This is a genomic window from Amycolatopsis sp. YIM 10, from assembly GCF_009429145.1.
GTDB lineage: Bacteria > Actinomycetota > Actinomycetes > Mycobacteriales > Pseudonocardiaceae > Amycolatopsis.
Map to the genome: position 1 here is coordinate 6092681 of NZ_CP045480.1, position 15923 is coordinate 6108603.

Annotated in this window: 19 protein-coding genes; 9 read left to right on the forward strand and 10 right to left on the reverse strand. The window is 69.2% G+C overall.

The features are described from left to right. Position 1: 1 nt before the first annotated feature. The 5 genes from YIM_RS28950 to YIM_RS28970 all read right to left on the reverse strand — a co-directional run bounded on the left by YIM_RS28950 (position 2) and on the right by YIM_RS28970 (position 5093). Positions 2-886: a PfkB family carbohydrate kinase gene (locus YIM_RS28950; protein ID WP_153033338.1), complete on the reverse strand. Its 885-nt coding sequence runs from the start codon at positions 884-886 to the stop codon at positions 2-4. Next, positions 883-2337: a cytosine permease gene (locus tag YIM_RS28955; RefSeq protein WP_153033339.1), complete on the reverse strand. Its 1455-nt coding sequence runs from the start codon at positions 2335-2337 to the stop codon at positions 883-885. The genes YIM_RS28950 and YIM_RS28955 overlap by 4 nt, the downstream gene beginning before the upstream one ends. Then, positions 2315-3349 (reverse strand): ADP-ribosylglycohydrolase family protein, encoded by a 1035-nt coding sequence (locus YIM_RS28960; RefSeq protein ID WP_153033340.1) that lies wholly within the window; start codon positions 3347-3349, stop codon positions 2315-2317. The genes YIM_RS28955 and YIM_RS28960 overlap by 23 nt, the downstream gene beginning before the upstream one ends. Then, positions 3346-4062: a GntR family transcriptional regulator gene (locus tag YIM_RS28965; protein WP_153033341.1), complete on the reverse strand. Its 717-nt coding sequence runs from the start codon at positions 4060-4062 to the stop codon at positions 3346-3348. Before YIM_RS28965 ends, YIM_RS28960 begins: the two co-directional genes overlap by 4 nt. 134 nt (positions 4063-4196) lie before the next feature. Further along, positions 4197-5093, reverse strand: coding sequence for an oxidoreductase (locus YIM_RS28970; protein ID WP_153033342.1), 897 nt, complete (start codon positions 5091-5093; stop codon positions 4197-4199). A gap of 135 nt (positions 5094-5228) precedes the next feature. Here YIM_RS28970 and YIM_RS28975 point away from each other — a divergent pair, with 135 nt between their 5' ends. Both YIM_RS28975 and YIM_RS28980 read left to right on the forward strand, forming a co-directional pair. Next, positions 5229-5690 (forward strand): hypothetical protein, encoded by a 462-nt coding sequence (locus tag YIM_RS28975; RefSeq protein WP_153033343.1) that lies wholly within the window; start codon positions 5229-5231, stop codon positions 5688-5690. Next, positions 5687-5986, forward strand: coding sequence for a hypothetical protein (locus tag YIM_RS28980; protein ID WP_153033344.1), 300 nt, complete (start codon positions 5687-5689; stop codon positions 5984-5986). The genes YIM_RS28975 and YIM_RS28980 overlap by 4 nt, the downstream gene beginning before the upstream one ends. Before the next feature lie 52 nt (positions 5987-6038). Here the strand turns inward: YIM_RS28980 and YIM_RS28985 are convergent, their stop codons facing one another. Further along, a complete protein-coding gene (locus YIM_RS28985) occupies positions 6039-7514 on the reverse strand; it encodes a hypothetical protein (RefSeq protein ID WP_153033345.1) in 1476 nt (491 codons plus the stop codon). A gap of 318 nt (positions 7515-7832) precedes the next feature. On the opposite strand from YIM_RS28985, the gene YIM_RS28990 reads away from it, so the two are divergent. Together YIM_RS28990 and YIM_RS28995 are read left to right on the forward strand one after the other, a co-directional pair. Then, complete coding sequence (locus YIM_RS28990) at positions 7833-8390, forward strand: hypothetical protein (protein WP_153033346.1); 558 nt, start codon at positions 7833-7835, stop codon at positions 8388-8390. A gap of 225 nt (positions 8391-8615) precedes the next feature. Beyond that, positions 8616-9173 carry a hypothetical protein gene (locus YIM_RS28995; RefSeq protein ID WP_153033347.1) on the forward strand — a complete coding sequence of 186 codons (558 nt, stop codon included), beginning with the start codon at positions 8616-8618 and terminating at the stop codon, positions 9171-9173. A gap of 71 nt (positions 9174-9244) precedes the next feature. On the opposite strand, the gene YIM_RS29000 is transcribed toward YIM_RS28995, so the two are convergent. Further along, on the reverse strand, positions 9245-9781 hold the full coding sequence (locus tag YIM_RS29000) for an ABATE domain-containing protein (protein ID WP_153033348.1): 537 nt from the start codon (positions 9779-9781) through the stop codon (positions 9245-9247). Positions 9782-9820: 39 nt separating this feature from the next. Between YIM_RS29000 and YIM_RS29005 the strand changes: the two genes are divergently transcribed. Then, the gene (locus YIM_RS29005) at positions 9821-10654 is read left to right on the forward strand and encodes an alpha/beta fold hydrolase (protein WP_153033349.1); all 834 of its coding nucleotides are present in this window, start codon (positions 9821-9823) and stop codon (positions 10652-10654) included. A 278-nt stretch (positions 10655-10932) separates the two neighbouring features. Beyond that, positions 10933-11736, forward strand: coding sequence for an SDR family oxidoreductase (locus YIM_RS29010; protein ID WP_153033350.1), 804 nt, complete (start codon positions 10933-10935; stop codon positions 11734-11736). Positions 11737-11750: 14 nt separating this feature from the next. On the opposite strand, the gene YIM_RS29015 is transcribed toward YIM_RS29010, so the two are convergent. Continuing rightward, positions 11751-12197, reverse strand: a complete 447-nt coding sequence (locus YIM_RS29015) for a DUF1772 domain-containing protein (protein ID WP_153033351.1) — start codon at positions 12195-12197, stop codon at positions 11751-11753. Between the two features lie 90 nt (positions 12198-12287). On the opposite strand from YIM_RS29015, the gene YIM_RS29020 reads away from it, so the two are divergent. Both YIM_RS29020 and YIM_RS29025 read left to right on the forward strand, forming a co-directional pair. Further along, on the forward strand, positions 12288-12869 hold the full coding sequence (locus tag YIM_RS29020; RefSeq protein WP_153033352.1) for a TetR/AcrR family transcriptional regulator: 582 nt from the start codon (positions 12288-12290) through the stop codon (positions 12867-12869). Between the two features lie 97 nt (positions 12870-12966). Then, positions 12967-13857, forward strand: coding sequence for a helix-turn-helix transcriptional regulator (locus YIM_RS29025; protein WP_153033353.1), 891 nt, complete (start codon positions 12967-12969; stop codon positions 13855-13857). 69 nt (positions 13858-13926) lie between these two features. On the opposite strand, the gene YIM_RS29030 is transcribed toward YIM_RS29025, so the two are convergent. Both YIM_RS29030 and YIM_RS29035 read right to left on the reverse strand, forming a co-directional pair. Next, positions 13927-14775, reverse strand: a complete 849-nt coding sequence (locus YIM_RS29030; RefSeq protein ID WP_153033354.1) for a glycerophosphodiester phosphodiesterase family protein — start codon at positions 14773-14775, stop codon at positions 13927-13929. A 156-nt stretch (positions 14776-14931) separates the two neighbouring features. Continuing rightward, complete coding sequence (locus YIM_RS29035; RefSeq protein ID WP_153033355.1) at positions 14932-15414, reverse strand: hypothetical protein; 483 nt, start codon at positions 15412-15414, stop codon at positions 14932-14934. A gap of 51 nt (positions 15415-15465) precedes the next feature. On the opposite strand from YIM_RS29035, the gene YIM_RS29040 reads away from it, so the two are divergent. Continuing rightward, positions 15466-15900 carry a MarR family winged helix-turn-helix transcriptional regulator gene (locus YIM_RS29040; protein WP_153033356.1) on the forward strand — a complete coding sequence of 145 codons (435 nt, stop codon included), beginning with the start codon at positions 15466-15468 and terminating at the stop codon, positions 15898-15900. Positions 15901-15923 lie beyond the last annotated feature (23 nt).

A 15923-nucleotide genomic window follows, 5' to 3' on the forward strand; every position in this document is an offset into this window, starting at 1 on the left:
CCTACCGGGTGGTGCGGAGGAATGCGTCGAGTTCGGCCCTGGCCGGGGAGGTCGCGGGTCCCCGCCTGGTGACGGCGATCGCGGCGGCGGCGTTCGCCCGGCGCGCGGCTTCGAGCAGCGTGGTCCCGGCGATCAGTTCGGCGGCGAGCACCCCGCAGTGCGCGTCCCCCGCGCCGTTGGTGTCCACGGCGTCCACCGCGAATCCCGGCACGGTGACAACATCCTCGCCAGTGACCACACGGCACCCGGCAGGCCCGTCGCGGACGATGACCGTCTCCACGCCGCCGCTCGCCGCACCGAGGATCTCCGCCTCCCTGGCGTTGCAGCTGAGAATGTCCACATGTGACAGAACAGCCGAGAGCACCGGCTCGGGGATGTCCCCGGCGAGCGGACCCGGGTCGCACAGGACGGTCGCGCCCGCCACCCGTGGCAACCAGTCCATCAGCGCTTCCGCGTTCGACTCGTGCAGCAGGCTGTATCCGGTGAGGTAGACGACGTCGTGACCGGTGGGGACGATCCCGTCGAGCATGCCTCGCGGCAGCCGCCCTTCGGCACCGGTGCCGGTGATGAAGGTGCGTTCACCGTTGTCCTCCACCAGCGCGACGGAGATCCCGGTGTCGCCTTCGCCCGATGGCCCATGCGCGAGGACGATGCCCTCGGCGGCCATCGCCGATCGGGCGAGGTCGGCGAAGTTCCCGGTGCCGTGCATTCCGGCGTAAAGAACGTCCGCACCCGCCCTGGCGGCCGCCGCCATCACGTTGAAACCGCCGCCGGGCAGGAAATCCATTGTGGACGCCATAACGTCGCTGCCGGACACCGGCAGCCACGGCACCCTCATGACCAGGTCCAGCACCACCTGTCCGGTGTGGACCAACCGCCCGTTCACCGCGTCACCTCGGTCTTCTTCGCTCCACCGAGCAGCGCGTAGATCCCGCCCGCGGCCACGAAGGTGATCACCCAGCCGAGCCCGTTCTCCCCCGCCCAGGTGCCGGCGAACGGCCCGCGGAACCAGACGTCGTCGCCCGCTCCCGCCGTGGTGAACAGGTAGCCACCGGCGATCGCCACCAGCCAGGCGGTCAGCGCTCGCGGTTCGAATCCTCCCGAGTACCAATACCGGCTGCTGGACCGCAGGTCCATCAGCGCGCGGCCGTCGTAGTGCCGCCGCCGCGCCATGTCGACCAGGAACACGCCGACCCACGCGGTGATCGGCACGGCGAGCAGGCTGATGAACGCGATGAACGGGCCGTAGAAGCCGTCCGCGATGAGCATGAAGTAGATCGCCCCGGCGAAGGTGACCGCCACGTCCACCACGACGGCGTAGACCCGCTTGGTGCGGACACCGAGGGTGAGCAGGGTGAGCCCGGCCGAATACACCGAGAGGTGATTCGACAGCAGCAGGCCGCCGAACGCGGCGATCAGATACGGCACAGCCATCCAGCCGGGCAGGATGGCGCGGATGGCGGCCACCGGGTCGCCGGCGTCACCCAGGGACGGATCCCCCGCGGCCAGCAGGCCGCCCAGCGAGATCAGCAGCACCAGCGGGATCCCCGCCCCCGCCGCCGCGGACAGCACCAGCTGCCCGGCACGCACACCGGGAGCCTGGTAGCGCGACATGTCGGCGGACGCGTTCGCCCAGCCGATCCCGGTCCCGGCGGCGATCACGCCGATCCCGGCCACCACAACGCCCGCGGCGGCCGGTTCGGCCGCGGCGACCGCCTGCCAATCCACAGTGGACACCAAGCTGACGCCGACCACGATGTTGAGCGCGCCGAAGATCCAGGTGGACCACTTCTGCACGGTCAGCAGCACCGCGTGGCCGAGTCCGGAGACGATGACGGTCAGCACCACGAAGACGGTGATGCACAGGATGGTCAGCACGGGCGAGGACTTCGCCGCCGCGTCGGTGCCGAACACTATGGCGCACAAGGAAAGCAGCGCGAACGCGGCGGTGGTGGTGTTGACCGTCTCCCAGCCGAGCCGCGACAGCAGCGATACCGCCGTCGGCCCGGCGTTGCCCCGCACCCCGAACACCGCGCGGGACAGGGTGAGACCGGGCGCGCCACCGCGGCGCCCGGCGATCGAGACCACACCCACCACGGCGAAGGAGCCGACCGAGCCGAGCACCGCGACGATCGCCGCCTGCCAGACGGTCATCCCCTGCACCGCGACCAGTGTCACGCCCAGTGGCAGCCCGAGAATGCTGATGTTGGCGGCGAACCAGACCCAGAACAGCTGCATCGGGTGGCCGGTGCGCTCGGCTTCGGGCACCGGTTCGATGCCCCGGGTCTCCAGGGTGGCGTCGACGGTGGTGGTTTCAGTGCTGGGTGTGGTGGACATGCCGGCCTCCAGGCTCGGGAAGTTCACGAAGGGCGAGCAGCGCGGTGGCCAGCGGTTCGAGTTCGAGCCGGTTGACCTGCCGGACCTGTTCGGTCAGCTCGGCGGGAAACACCGCCGCGCCGTGGACCGCGCCGAGGATCGCCCCGCACATCGCGGCGACCGTGTCGGTGTCACCGCCGATCTCGGCGGCGAGGGTGAGCGCCTCGAACGGTTCGCCGCCGAGCGCATCGGCCAGCGCGACCGCGGCGACGACGGATTCCTGTGCGGCCACCGAGGTGCCGATGACTTCGCAGAGCACGTCCGCCAGTTCGGCTCTGCCCAGCCCGCGCACCCAGCCGCGCGCCCAGCGGATGCGGGTGGCGATGTCCCCGCCCGCACTCCAGTGACCGCGCCGGGCACCGGCCGCGGCGGCCTGTTCTGCCTCGTCGAGCGCCTCGCCGAGATCCGCGCCTTCGATCCCGGCGGACACCGCGCCGGCGATCGCGGCGGCTCCCGCCAGCCCCAGCCCGGTGTTGTGCGTGACCCGGCTGGTGTCGGCAACGGCGTCCAGCAGCGCGGCCCGATCCGGTCGCGAGGCGATGGCGATCGGCGTGACCCGCATGGCCGCACCGTTGGTGGTGCCCCAGCGCCCGGCCTCATCGGCGGATACCCCCGCCTGGAGCGCCTCCAGCGCGCGTTTGGTGGACGGCCCGAGCAGGTCCGCCGAACCGCGCCGGATCATGTCGGCCTCCCAGTCGACGAGTGCCTTGGCGAAGACCTCCGGCTCCACCCGGCCGCCGCCGTCGACGAGCAGCCGCGCGAGCAGCAGGGCCTGCTCGGTGTCGTCGGTGACGGATCCGGCGGGCATGCCCGGGGCGATCGGCTGGTCGGCGACAGCGGGCAGCAGGGTGGTCACCCGGCCGTACCGGCGGGCGATCTCCTCACGCGACATCGACTGCGTCGGCATGCCGAGCGCGTCGCCGAGGGCGAGGCCGGTGAGCGCACCGAGCGCCCTGCCGTGTCGATCGCTCATCGGGCCACCGGTCCGGGGAACGTCAGGTGGAACCGGAAGCGCGCCGGGTCCAGCAGGCTCACCACGTGCTCGACCAGCCCGCCACTGGCGTCCACAGTGGACCTGGTGGCGTGCAGGAACAACTCACCCGGTTCGCGCTCCAGCAGCGCGGCCGACGCGGTGTCCAGCTTCTCGGTGGAGATCCACTGCTCGCCACCGGCCGCGCGCAGTCCGGCCGCGCGCAGGGTTTTGGTCAGGGAACCTTCGACCAGTCCCTGATCGGGCAGGTCGGGCAAGGGCACGTAGGCGGTCTCGAGAGAAACGGGCCCGGCGTGCGGATCACGGCGCAGCCGCCGGACCTCGGTCACCCGCGTCAGGCCGTACCTCCGGGTCAGCTCGGCGTCGGCCACTCGCTCGATGCCGAGCAGTTCGGTTTCGATCTCGACTCCGCCGCGCTCGAACGCCTTGGCCCAGCCGGCGACCTGGTCGAGTTCGACGTCGTCGAAGGTGACGAAGGAGCCGACGCCGGTCTGGGTGGTGATCAAGCCGCGGTGCTGCAGATCCGAGAGCGCGCTGCGGACGGTGCCGCGGCTGACCGAGTACCGGCGGGCGAGTTCGTTCTCCCCCGGCAGCCGGTCACCGTGAGCGAGCCGACCGGAGGTGATCTGCCCGGCGAGTTCATCGACCAGCCGGTTCCGCTTCCCGAAGCCGACTCCACCACCCTGTCCAATCATGTACATACATGTACACGCCGGACTCGGCGGTGTCCAGCGACCGCAAGCCTCCCAATAAGGGTACGATGTACGCTAACGTGTGTGTATGTCGTCGCTCATCGGAGCGCGCCGCGGGGCCCGGCGGATTTCCGGGATCAGGACTTCGCGGTCAGTGGGCAGGTCACTCCGGTGAGCCGTTCCGAGGCCTCCCACAGCCGCCGCGCCAGTACCGGGTCGCTGGCCGCTGCTGAACGGCCGACCAGTGCGGGGTGTCCGTGCATCTCGAAGCGTCCGTCCGGGCCGACGTAGCTCGCGCCCGGAAGGTCCTGGGTCGCCGCGTACAACGACGGCAGTGCGCCCTGCGCCTCGGTCTGTGCCAGGTACCGCCCGGCCAGGTGCGCGACCTTGACCAGGTACGGGTTGCGCCCCTTGGTGCCCAGGTTGGTCGCCGAGTAGCCGGGGTGCGAGGCCAGCGCGCGCACCGGCGACCCGGCCTCGCGGCAGCGCCGCTCCAGCTCCAGGGTGAACAGCAGGTTCGCCAGCTTCGACCGGCCGTACGCCTTCACCGGGCTGTAGCCGGAACGGGCGAAGTCGAGGTCGTCGAGATCGAGCACGCCGGCCTTGTGCGCCCCGGAGGCCACGGTCACCACCCGCCCGGTGAGCTGCGGCAGCAGCAGGTTCGTCAACGCGAAGTGGCCGAGGTGGTTGGTGCCGAACTGCAGCTCGAACCCGTCCGCCGTGCAGCCGAACGGGGTCATCGCCACCCCGGCGTTGTTGACCAGGATGTCGAGTTCGCCCTGCCAGCCCTCGGCGAACGCCCGCACCGACGCGAGATTCGCCAGATCCAGTTCACGGACCTCGGTGGTGCCGGACATCGCGGCCGCCGCCCGCTCACCAGCGGCGACATCACGCACCGCGAGCACCGTGCGCGCCCCCGCCGCGGCGAACGCGGTCGCCGTGCCGCGTCCGACGCCACTGGCGGCACCGGTCACCACGACGGTGCGGCCGGTCAGGTCGGGCAGGTCGTCGGCGGTCCACCGGCGCTTCGTCATGATCGCCAGTTTAGGCGCCCGCCCCGACCCCGCGGCCAGATCTGCCACGAAGCCGCCCCAGCGAAGGATCTCCAGGCGCTCAGGGGAGAACCCGCCGGACCGTAAGGTATTCGTACCTACGACTCCAGGAGCTTCATGAACGTCCCCAGCCCCGGCCTCCGGCCGGTACCCGACACGGACCGGGCCGACCAACTGGTCCAGCAGATCGGCGGGGCGGTACTGCGCGACGCCCCCGGCGGGTGGCGGCGGATCGACGTCAAGGCAACGCTGACCACGATGGTCGAGGAGGTCGCGATCACCGTGATCATGGCGGACGGGAGCAGCGCCAAGCCCCGCCCGCCCGACGTCGGCGAAGCTCTCCGCGAGCTGCGCCACGCCCTCTACGAACCGGGCAAGGGCACATGGCTGAGCATGCGGCTCATCCTCGATCCGCCCGGCTCGTTTGTCGTCCACTACAACTTCGACTTCGATCCGCTCTGGGATCCGCCCGTGCCGCCGGTCGTCTACCAGCGCGACCTCGAGGCGTTTCCCCGCGACGAAGAGAGAATTCCCGCGTGGTACCGGAAGCGCTTGAGCGAAGGGATTGATCAGGCATGAGCCCGGCGAAGATCGGCGACGCCGAGCAGGAACGGATCCTGACCGAGATCGCCGACCAGCTGAAGTTCCTGCTGCCCCCTGGCTGGGACTACGCGCAGCTCAAGTACCGGGCCGACCCTGGCGAAGCGGCCGCCATCGTGCGCTCGGTCGCGGAAACGCTCACCCCGTGGACCCCGCCGCCGGTCATCGCGGACCTGTTCGCCGAACTGCGGGCCGCGGCTCCCGGCGGCGGCGCCTGGCTGAGCGCGGTGTTCGAAATGCGCCATCCGGGCTCGTTCAGGATCAGCTTCGGCTGATGAACGCCGAGCGTTGAGCGACCTTCCTGTTCACTCGCGATTTCTGGCCGGCTCAGATCGCCTGGACGTCGGCCAGAAGATTGTTGACGATCTGGAGGTTCGCCTCCTCGTTCGCGGCGGCGTTGTTCGCGACCCAGCGGAGGTCGTCGCCGTACTGCCGCAGTCGCTCCACAGCGGTGCGCTGCTTGGTGACGGCTTCCTGTCCCAATTCGCGGACGCGACTGGCGAACCGTTCCCGTGCGGCGGCGACCTCGGGGAAGACACCCGAGGGGGTGGCCCAGTCGGCGCTCGCCATGGCGTCGACGGCCGACTGGTACACGGTGCAGTTCCCGGTCAGATCAGCGACCTTCGTGTCCAGCCAGCGGGTCACACCGTCGTTGAGGTGCGCGGGAACGATCTCCCGTCGGGTCGGCGGCATGTCCTTGATCGACTCGTCGCGTTCGGGCGGGTCCATCAGGTGGCCGTCCCGAATGGCGGCGATCCTGGTGTCCATGCTCTCGCGAATGCCGTCGACGGCCTGCGCGAATTGCTGCATCTGTGTCCGTACCGCCTGGTCGGCGGCCATGACGAAGTCGGCCCAGCGACCCGGGTCCTGAACCTCCTGCGTATCCGCGGGGACCGACCGTTTGGCGTACTCGGTCGCCCCGGCCACCGCCGCGGCCAACGTCAACGACACCACCTGCCCCCAGCCGGGGACGAGCTTCCCCGCAACCGCTCCCGCGCTCGCGACGGCCACCACCTTCCAGACGAAGCCGGAAACGGACGAACCGTCCGGAGCCTCGTGCTTCTTCTGAAAGCTCTCGACCAATCCTTTGACGGTCTCGTCCAGCGCCCGACGGGATTCAAGGTAGGACGCCCGGTATGCGACCAATCCTTCAGCCAGCGCCAGGAAGACGTTCTCGTTGCCGACCGCGAACCTGGCCCACGCCTTCTCCCAGTCATGGGCTTTGTCGTTGCCCGGCTCGACCCAGCCCTTGCGCATTTCCATGAAGTCGGTGATCAGCGGAAGCAACATCTCGTACTCGGTGTCGCTGGTCCGGCCCGCCTCGCGGTCGGTCGAAGTCGCACCGCCGCCCGAAACGAGATAGCCGTTGGTGAAACCGTTGTACACCGACTCGATAACGTCCGGTGAACTTCTGGCGAGCACGAGTGGCGCGTTGTAGATCGCTCGAGGGTCGACGCCGTCGAGAACCGAGGTGAGAGTCCAGGTTTCGAACGGATGCGACTCCGTGGATTTGTCGGTGGTGCGGTTGTTGACCTCCTGTTCGCTGGAGCCGGTACGCGTGTCCTCGATTTGCCAGCGAGCCGGGCCTTGGTGCTCGTGCGGGTTGAGCAGGTATTCGTACCAGGCGCAGTATTCCGCCATGGTCACTTTCAGCTGGTCGTTGTCCCCCTCGTCCCGCGGCGCGGTGGCGGGCGGGGCGTCGTGCTTCGGCGGGTATCCCGGTGGTGGAGCCATGGGAATCGTGACCTTTCCGGATTTGCCTCGCGGCCGGTCGTCCGCGAATGTCGTCGATGTCGCGGGCAACTGCGTCGTTGCCCGCTCAACTGTCGACGGGCGGTGGCGGCCGGCTGAAGGTCATCCACCGGACATCGTTGGCCGCATGCCTCCACCAGCGGAAACGCTCCTCAATGGCCGCTGGACCACCCCGCGCCCCCCTGCCTGCTTACGTCAAACGCCGGGACCGACTTCGGGGAGGCTCTGTGTTCGTCTTCGTGTGGAGCAGCGGCTTTCTCGCGGGCGGCAAAGGATGCCCGGCGGGCCTTGCTCCCGCTTTCGTCCGGCACGGTCACCATTCGGCCACTTGGCTGTTCCCGGCCCGGCCCGGCTCATAAAGTGGCCGACGTGACGCAGCCCCCATATCCGCAGCACCCGCCGGGCGGCGGTTACCCGCCTCAGCCCTATCCGGCCGGGCCGCCCGGCTACGGCATGCCGCCGAAGCCGCCGAGCGGGGGCACCGCGATCGCCGCCGGGGTGCTGGCCGTGCTCGGCGGGCTCTGGTCGCTGTACCTGTTGATCGACACCATCGTGCTGCTCGCGCGAGGTGAGGCGCCGCTGCCGGTCTGGAACTACAGCATGGTGGTGGTGCTCGCGGCAGAGGTGGGTCTGCTGCTCGGCGGCGGCATCATGCTGTTCGTGAAGAAGTCCGCCGGGCGGATCATGGTGGCCATCGGATCCGGTCTCGTGTTGCTGTCCTACGTAGCGGGCATCGTGGTCGGTGCGCTCGGGGTCGCCGACGCCGGTGGAACGATCACCGGCGTGCAGTTCGGCGGAGCCATCGCCGGACTGCTCATCCTTGGCGCACCTCCGATCGCGACACTGGTGCTGGCACTGGTGCCGCCGACCAAGCGCTACCTGAACCAGCCGCCGCGGCCGATGGGACATCCGCAACCGCGCTGGTGAGCACCACGGTGTTCGGGTCTCTGAGCCTCTGATCGCGCCTGTTCGGCGCCAAAGCCGTCCGCATCGGCGGCGAGCGATCAGGCGGTGCTGAACACCATCGGGTCCGGCCATCTGTCACGACTCCGCAACGGTGGGTGAAACCAGACCGCCGCCGGTCACCGTTGGGCCACCATTTGAGTTGTGCGAGCCGATGGCTCCGGACGGTTCCAGGTCACCACGGGGCTGGTGACCTTCGCGTTCCTGCTGATCATGGGAAACGGGGGCGCTGCCGAACGGCTCTGGCCGTCGGACAGTTCGTCGGCGACGGCCTGGCTCGTCACTGCCGTCACCTGGCCGCATTGGTCGTTGCTGACCGATCTCGCCGCCATTCTCGCGTCGTTCGTCACCATCTTCGCAATGGTGGCGCTGACGGGCGTACTCACCGAGCGCGACCTGGGCCGCACCGCCTCGTTCGGCGCCGCCTGGTTGGCGACGGTCTGCGCCGGCGTGATCGGTGCACTCGTCCAATGGCTGGTCCGAATGGTGACAACGCTGCTAGGGGGCGTCTTCGAGTTCCTGTCCTTCGATGCCGATGACCTTTTCGAGAACCCGGAATACTTTCTTCCCTACGTGGGTCCTTTTCTCCAAGCCGAGGACATCCACGAGAAAACGCAGTACCCGGAGTTTCCGACCCTACTCGGTCTCGGTGCCACCTGGGGCGCGTTGGTCGGGCTGATCGCGACCGGTCCGGCAGTCCTCCTGTTGACACACTTACGGCTACGCCGCGAACGGCCCATACCTTGAACACGTCGGTGACGAAGTCGCGGATCATTGCGGTCCCCCTGATTGCTAGGACTTGCGTACTACCCGCCGGTTCAAGTGGGCTTACGACGCGCGTAGTGCGCCCGCGCCTTGGCCCGGTTACCACAGCGAGCCATCGAGCACCACTGCCGGTTGCGCCGCGGCGACGCGTCGAGAAAACGCAGCCCGCACCGGTCCGACGCGCAGATCCGGACCAGCTCACCGGCCACGACCACGTCGATCGCATCGGCCGCCAGCTCGCCGAGCACCGCGGCGACCGGGCCCGCCGTGGAGCGGTGGGCGCACCGCGGGCCGTCGGCGTCGATCCGCAGTTGCGGCACCGGTGCGGCGACCGCTGCCTCGTTGACCAGCCGCACGTCGGCGGGCCGCGTGCCGCCGCGGGCGAGCCTGTCGACGGCCTCGCGCAATCCCAGCGCGAGCGCCAACTGCTCGGCCGTCACGCGAGGGCGGCGCTCCAGGTGCCCGGCGGCCACCAGCCACTCCCCCAGCGCGGCCGGCGAGGTCAGCAGTTCACGCCCGCCGAGGTGCCGGTCGCGCCGGGTGTTGACCAGGTCCAGGCAGGGCCGCCCGCCGTCGAAGATCCACTCCACCGCTTGATTCTAACCGGTTCATATGGTTAGAAGGAAGGTATGGAGTCACGGATGGCCACGGTGAACGGGATTCGGGTGCACTACCGGCAAGCCGGGGACGGACCACCGGTGGTGCTGCTGCACGGCTGGCCGCAGACCTCCTACTGCTGGCACAAGGTCTTCGGGGAGCTGGCCGAGCACCACACCGTCATCGCGCCCGACCTGCGCGGCTACGGGCTGACCGACAAACCCCGCACCGGCTTCGACAAGCGGACCATGGCCGCCGACGTCTCGGAACTGGTGCGGCACCTGGGTTTCCCGCGGGTCAGCGTGATCGGGCACGACCGCGGCGGCCGCGTCGCGCACCGGTGGGCGCTGGACCGCCCGGACGAGGTGGCCAAGCTCGCCGTCCTGGACATCATCCCGACCAGGGAGATGTGGCGGCGGATCGACGCGCGCACCGCGCGGGGCTACTGGCACTGGCTGTTCCACCTGCAGCCGGACCTGCCGGAACTGCTGGCGGGGCAGAACATCGCCGCCTATCTCGGCTACTTCTTCGAACGCTGGACCTACCAGCGCCAGGGCCTCGACGCCGCCGACGAGTACGTGCGCGCGTTCTCCGCGCCCGGCGCGCTACGTGCCGGGTTCGACGACTACCGCGCGTCCTTCCCGGACGACGACGAGCACGACGAAGCCGACGCCGGCCGCAAGCTGACCATGCCCGTGCTGGCCATGTGGGGCGAAGCCGGGCTGCTCGGAACACTGCCCGCCCTGGACATCTGGCGCGACTACGCCGAGAACGTGACCGGCGCCGGAATCGCCGAATGCGGCCACTTCCTGGCCGAGGAACAGCCCGCCGTGGTCACCGGGCGGCTGCTGGAGTTCCTGCGGTAGCGCCGACTCGCCCACAAATCGCGAGACCTCCCGCACCACCGGTGGAACCTACGCGCCCGCGCCCGGACTCCTGCTCTTGGACGAGCACGGCGAGGCCACGTCGATCAACTTGTCGCGCGGCTGTTCGCCTAGTACGGCAAGGGGGCTGTCACAGTACCTGTATCGCCAGGGTCTCCCGGCCGTCCAGAACGCATGTCAAATTGTTTGAGTTCAATTCGGCTGCACCGGACGCGCGACCGTGTCAGCACGTGCTTTCACGACAAAGGGAACGAAGACCAATGGCGGACAACCAGTTCACCACTCACGCAGACCTTTTCGATCTGAGTGGGAAATACGCACTTGTCACTGGCGGCACCAAGGGAATCGGAATGATGATAGCGCGCGGCCTTCTGCAGGCGGGCGCCCGCGTCGTCATCAGCTCGCGCAAGGCAGAGACGTGCGCGGAGGCACAACATCTACTGTCCGAATTCGGCGACGTTCAAGCTATCCCCGCCGACCTGTCCAGGTACGACGAGTGCCGGCGCCTCGCTGATCTGGTCGAGGCCGACTCGGAACGCCTGGACATTCTCGTCAACAACGCGGGAGCGATGTGGCGCGAGCCGCTGGAGACGTTCCCGGACGAGGCATGGGACGCGGTGATCGACCTCAACCTCAAGTCGCCGTTCTGGCTGGTGCAGGCACTGCTCCCCGCACTCCGCCGTGCGGGCACGGCCGACGATCCCGCGCGGATCATCAACATCGGCAGTATCGCCGCCATCCACGTCGCCGAGTCGCCCAACTACTCGTACGCCAGCAGCAAAGCGGCACTCCATCAACTCACCAGGGTGCTTGCCAGGGAACTGGGCCCACAGCACGTCACGGTGAACGCGGTGGCCCCAGGAGTGTTCCCGTCGCAGATGATGGCGGCCACGATCGATGCCATCGGCGACACGATCGCGGCGAAGGCCCCTCTGCGCCGGCTCGGCCGCGACGACGACATGGCGGGTGTCGCCGTGTTCCTCGCGAGCCGGGCCGGGTCCTACCTCACGGGCGCCATCGTCCCGGTCGACGGCGGCATCGCCACGACCGCATCAGGTACCTAGGCGTGCCCGCGGGCTCAGGTGAGGCCGGCCACCAGGCAGGCGAAGGCGGCGATGATGACGGCGACGCGGACGTAGTGCCAGCGGTCCCAGCGCTTCATCTGCTCCTTCCAGTCGGCCGGCCGGCTGCCGTCGGTCCACGTCTTGACCCGGTTGTTGATCGGGACGAGCACCAGGACCGACATGAGCACGCTGACGATCAGCAGCGCGGCGGCGGTCACGACGAGACCGGTGCCGTCGTCACCCCACCCGGCGACGGCCCAGACCCCGACGAGGACGAGCGAGCCGATGTACCAGAACGGCATCACGGCGCCGCCCAGCCGGGCCCCGTGGACGCGGGCGCGCAGGCCGTTGTCGCCGGGAAGTGCGTTGAGGATCGGGTTGCTGAAGAAGGGGACGGAGAACTCCACCCCCACCATCACGCCGACGACCACGGTGGTGAAGACCTCGAGTGCGCTGAGCATGGCAACCTTCCAAAAATCTAGCGTTGCTAGCGGACGAGGCGATGCTAGTACTGCTACCGCTCGATTGTCTAGCGGTGCTAGGATCGACTCATGTCGGTACAGGAACGCAAGGAGCGCGAACGGGCGGACCGCGAACGCCTCATCGTGGCGACGGCCCGCGAACTCGCCGAGCAGCAGGGCTGGGACGCGGTCACCACCCGCCGGCTCGCCGAGCGCATCGAATACAGCCAGCCCGTCCTCTACAGCCACTTCCGCGGCAAGCGCGAGATCATCGGCGCCGTCGCCCTGCAGGGCGCTTCCGAGATGGCCGTGGCGATGCGGGCCGCGACCTCCGCCGCCGCCGACGGCCCGCGCGCCCGGGTCACCGCGCTGGCCCGTGCCTACCTCGCCTTCGCCGAACAGCATCCGGCGGTCTACGACGCCCTGTTCCAGCTCGACGGCGGCCTGGCGTACGCGCGGGAGGACACCCCCGAACCGTTGAAGGACGCCTTCGCCGCGATGCTGGAGTGCCTCAGCGAGGTCGCCGGGGACAGCGTGCGCCCGGAGCTGTTCACCGAGACGTTCTGGGCGTCCCTGCACGGACTGGCCACCCTGACCCGAGCGGGACGGCTTCCGCCGGAAGACGCCGAGCGCAGGACGGAGCTGCTGGTGGACCGGCTCGCCATGCTCTGAGGCACCGTCCCGGATGGCACACGACCGGGGGTGCGTGGCCGTCGGGGGGTACCAGCAGAACCTCCCTTCGCCCGCGGACAGGGCCTACGGTGAAGGGGTGGCCACGATCGATCCGCGCACCGAGATCAAGGGATTCCTGAGCTCCCGTCGCGCGCGGATCACGCCCGAGCGGGCCGGACTGCCCGCCTACGGCGGCAACCGCCGGGTCAAAGGTCTGCGTCGCGAAGAGGTAGCTCTGCTGGCGGGGGTGTCGGTCGACTACTACGTGCGCATGGAGCGCGGCAGTCTCGCCGGCGCCTCCGACGGGGTGCTCGACGCGTTGGCCTCCGCCTTGCAACTTGACGAGGCGGAGCGCGATCACCTGTTCGAACTTGCGCGGCAGTCCAGGGCACCTGGCGGTCCACGCCGCCGGCGACCCGCCGTGACGGTGCGTCCGGCGCTTCAGCAGGTGCTCGACGCCATCACCGATGCGCCGGCGTGGATTTGCAACGGCCGTTATGACGTGCTGGCCACGAATCAGCTTGCCCGCGCGCTGTTTTCACCGGTGCTGGCCGACACGCGACGGCCGGCGAACACCGCGCGGTTCGTGTATCTCGATTCCGAATCGGCAAAGACGTTCTTCGTCGACTACGACCAAATCGCCTGCGATGCGGCCGCGAAGCTACGCATGGAAGCCGGCCGCAATCCGCACGACGAGGAACTGATCGCCCTGGTCGGTGAGCTATCGACACGCAGTGAACTATTTCGGCGGCGGTGGGCGTCCCAGGACGTTCGGCTCCACCGGTCCGGACGCAAGCGTGTGCACCATCCGGTGGTGGGCCGGCTCGACCTGGACGTCGAGTCGATGGAGCTGCCTGCCGAATCCGGCCTGCTCCTGACCGTCTACACCGCGCCCGCCGGCACGGCGACCGCGGACGGTCTGGCCCTATTGGCGTCGTGGGCGGCCGGCCAGGAGAAGCCAGCGACCGGGATCCAAGCACTCAGCTGATATTCCGACCTTTCAGTCCATCCGAGTCAGCGCTGAGCGAGCTTCGGCTCGCCCTGCGCTCCCTGTCCGTCAGTCGCGGAGCAGATCCCGCAGGACTTGGGGGTAGTTCGTGATGATGCCGTCGACACCCCAGTCGCGCGCGGTGCGCATGCCCTGGCCGTCGTTCACGGTCCACACGTGGATCTCCATGCCCTGGCCGTGCACCAGGTCGACGGTCGCCTCGTCGATCACCTTGAACGCCGGGTTGACCTGCTCGGCCCAGTCCGCGGCCTGCTCGATGTCGGCAGCGGTGGGTTTCGTCCCGAAGAGCAGCCCGACCGGCACCTCCGGCGCCAGTTCCTGGTAGCCGCGAAGCCACGGGTGATTGAAGGACTGTACGACGATTCGCTCACCGCGCAGCGCGGCACGGAAAACCGGGACCGTGCGGAGTTCCCGATCCAGGTCCTCCTCGATACCCGGGTACAGTTCGGGCGCCTTCGGCTCCAACAGCATCTTCGCCCTCCCGCCGACGGCCTCGCCCCACTCGCGCAGGGTGGGCACCCGCTCGCCCGCGAACTCCGGGGCGAACCACGAACCGGCGTCGAGCCGTTTGATCTCGGCCAGCGTGAAATCCCCGACGTTCCACGGGGCGCGTTCCGGGAACACCGCTTCGACGTCGGTGGTCCTGGCCAGCGTGGTGTCGTGCATGATCACCAGCTCGCCGTCCTTGGTGCGCTGGATGTCGTTCTCGACGACGTCCGCCCGGTGCCGGAGTGCTTGGCGGACCGCGGCCAGCGTGTTCTCGGGCACGACGCCCGACGAACCGCGGTGCGCGATCACCGCCGGCGCCCCCTCCGCGGCGGTGGCGACCGGAACCGCGAGCACGGCGGTGAGCGAGGCGAGCAGCGACACGGCGAGCACGCGGGAAAGCCGGGACATGAAACCTCCAGGACGGCCGGACTGTGCGGTCAGTCAATCACCACCTCGGCTTCGACCGCGATACAAGCAGCGGTGAACAGCCGGTGACGGGCAGGCCGAAGAGCGGGACAGGCTGTTCGCGCGATCGACGGCCGCAACTCGGCAACTACAACCGAATCAGGCACTGAGCGGAACAACCCTCAAGCGTCGTCGCCAGACCTCGATGAGCACGGTGCCGACCGCGGTCGGCCCCAGCCAGACGACCAGCTCCGCGGCACCGCGGACCGGCCCGTTCACCACGAGCGACACCACGATCAGCGCGGTCACCTGCGCGATGTACGAGCCGCCGAGTCCGTGCACGTAGGCGTGCGTCCAGCCGCGGAACCGCCGCCGGGTGCCCTCCCGGGCCAGCACGGCCAGGCCGACGGTCAGCGCCGACACCGGAATCAGCCACCACAGATCGGCGCGCTTGGCCCACACCAGCCCGACGGCCGACACGCAGACGAGGACCACCGCCACCAGGTACCAGTCCCCGTACCGGCCGGGACCGCGCTCCCCCGCGGCGAAGCGGCGATTGTCCTCACGCATCACCAGCGGCCCGAGCAGCAGCCCGGCGGTACCGCCCACCACGTGCACGACGAGCAGGATCACGGAAACCACGAGGCACCTCCAGCAACTTAGCCTTCTAAGTTGTCTTGCTAAGATACACCCGTGGCAGAGGATCTGAGCTTCACTTTGCATCGGCTGGTGACCAGGCTCGACCGATCGGCCGATCGCATCCTGCGGGACGAGCACGGGCTGTCCTACCGCCGGTTCCGCGCCCTGGTCGGCATCGACCGGCTCGACCCCGACGCCAGCACGCAACGGGCGCTCGCCGCCGACATGGACGTTTCGGAGCCGTCGGCGAGCCGGATGGCGAGCGTGCTCGCCGAAGCCGGTCTGGTCGAGATCGCCCCGGACCCCGACGGCGGGCACCGGCGGCGCCTCAGCCTCACCCCGGCGGGCCGGAAACTGCTCGAACAGTGCCAGAACTCGCTGAGACAGCGCTTCGCCGGACTCATCGAGCGCAGCGGCGTTTCCCACACCGACTACGCCCGCAGCACCCAACTCCTGCTCGACACCCTCGACGACGGCAACGACTCATAGCCCCATTCCGAGACAGATACGCG

What these genes read in the sequence shown, in the direction of transcription:
- YIM_RS28955 (WP_153033339.1), bottom strand. Translation starts at nt 2,337, where the DNA reads ATGTCCACCACACCCAGCACTGAAACCACCACCGTCGACGCCACCCTG.
- YIM_RS28960 (WP_153033340.1), bottom strand. Translation starts at nt 3,349, where the DNA reads ATGAGCGATCGACACGGCAGGGCGCTCGGTGCGCTCACCGGCCTCGCC.
- YIM_RS28965 (WP_153033341.1), bottom strand. Translation starts at nt 4,062, where the DNA reads ATGATTGGACAGGGTGGTGGAGTCGGCTTCGGGAAGCGGAACCGGCTG.
- YIM_RS28970 (WP_153033342.1), bottom strand. Translation starts at nt 5,093, where the DNA reads ATGACGAAGCGCCGGTGGACCGCCGACGACCTGCCCGACCTGACCGGC.
- YIM_RS28975 (WP_153033343.1), top strand. Translation starts at nt 5,229, where the DNA reads ATGAACGTCCCCAGCCCCGGCCTCCGGCCGGTACCCGACACGGACCGG.
- YIM_RS28980 (WP_153033344.1), top strand. Translation starts at nt 5,687, where the DNA reads ATGAGCCCGGCGAAGATCGGCGACGCCGAGCAGGAACGGATCCTGACC.
- YIM_RS29005 (WP_153033349.1), top strand. Translation starts at nt 9,821, where the DNA reads ATGGAGTCACGGATGGCCACGGTGAACGGGATTCGGGTGCACTACCGG.
- YIM_RS29010 (WP_153033350.1), top strand. Translation starts at nt 10,933, where the DNA reads ATGGCGGACAACCAGTTCACCACTCACGCAGACCTTTTCGATCTGAGT.
- YIM_RS29015 (WP_153033351.1), bottom strand. Translation starts at nt 12,197, where the DNA reads ATGCTCAGCGCACTCGAGGTCTTCACCACCGTGGTCGTCGGCGTGATG.
- YIM_RS29020 (WP_153033352.1), top strand. Translation starts at nt 12,288, where the DNA reads ATGTCGGTACAGGAACGCAAGGAGCGCGAACGGGCGGACCGCGAACGC.
- YIM_RS29030 (WP_153033354.1), bottom strand. Translation starts at nt 14,775, where the DNA reads ATGTCCCGGCTTTCCCGCGTGCTCGCCGTGTCGCTGCTCGCCTCGCTC.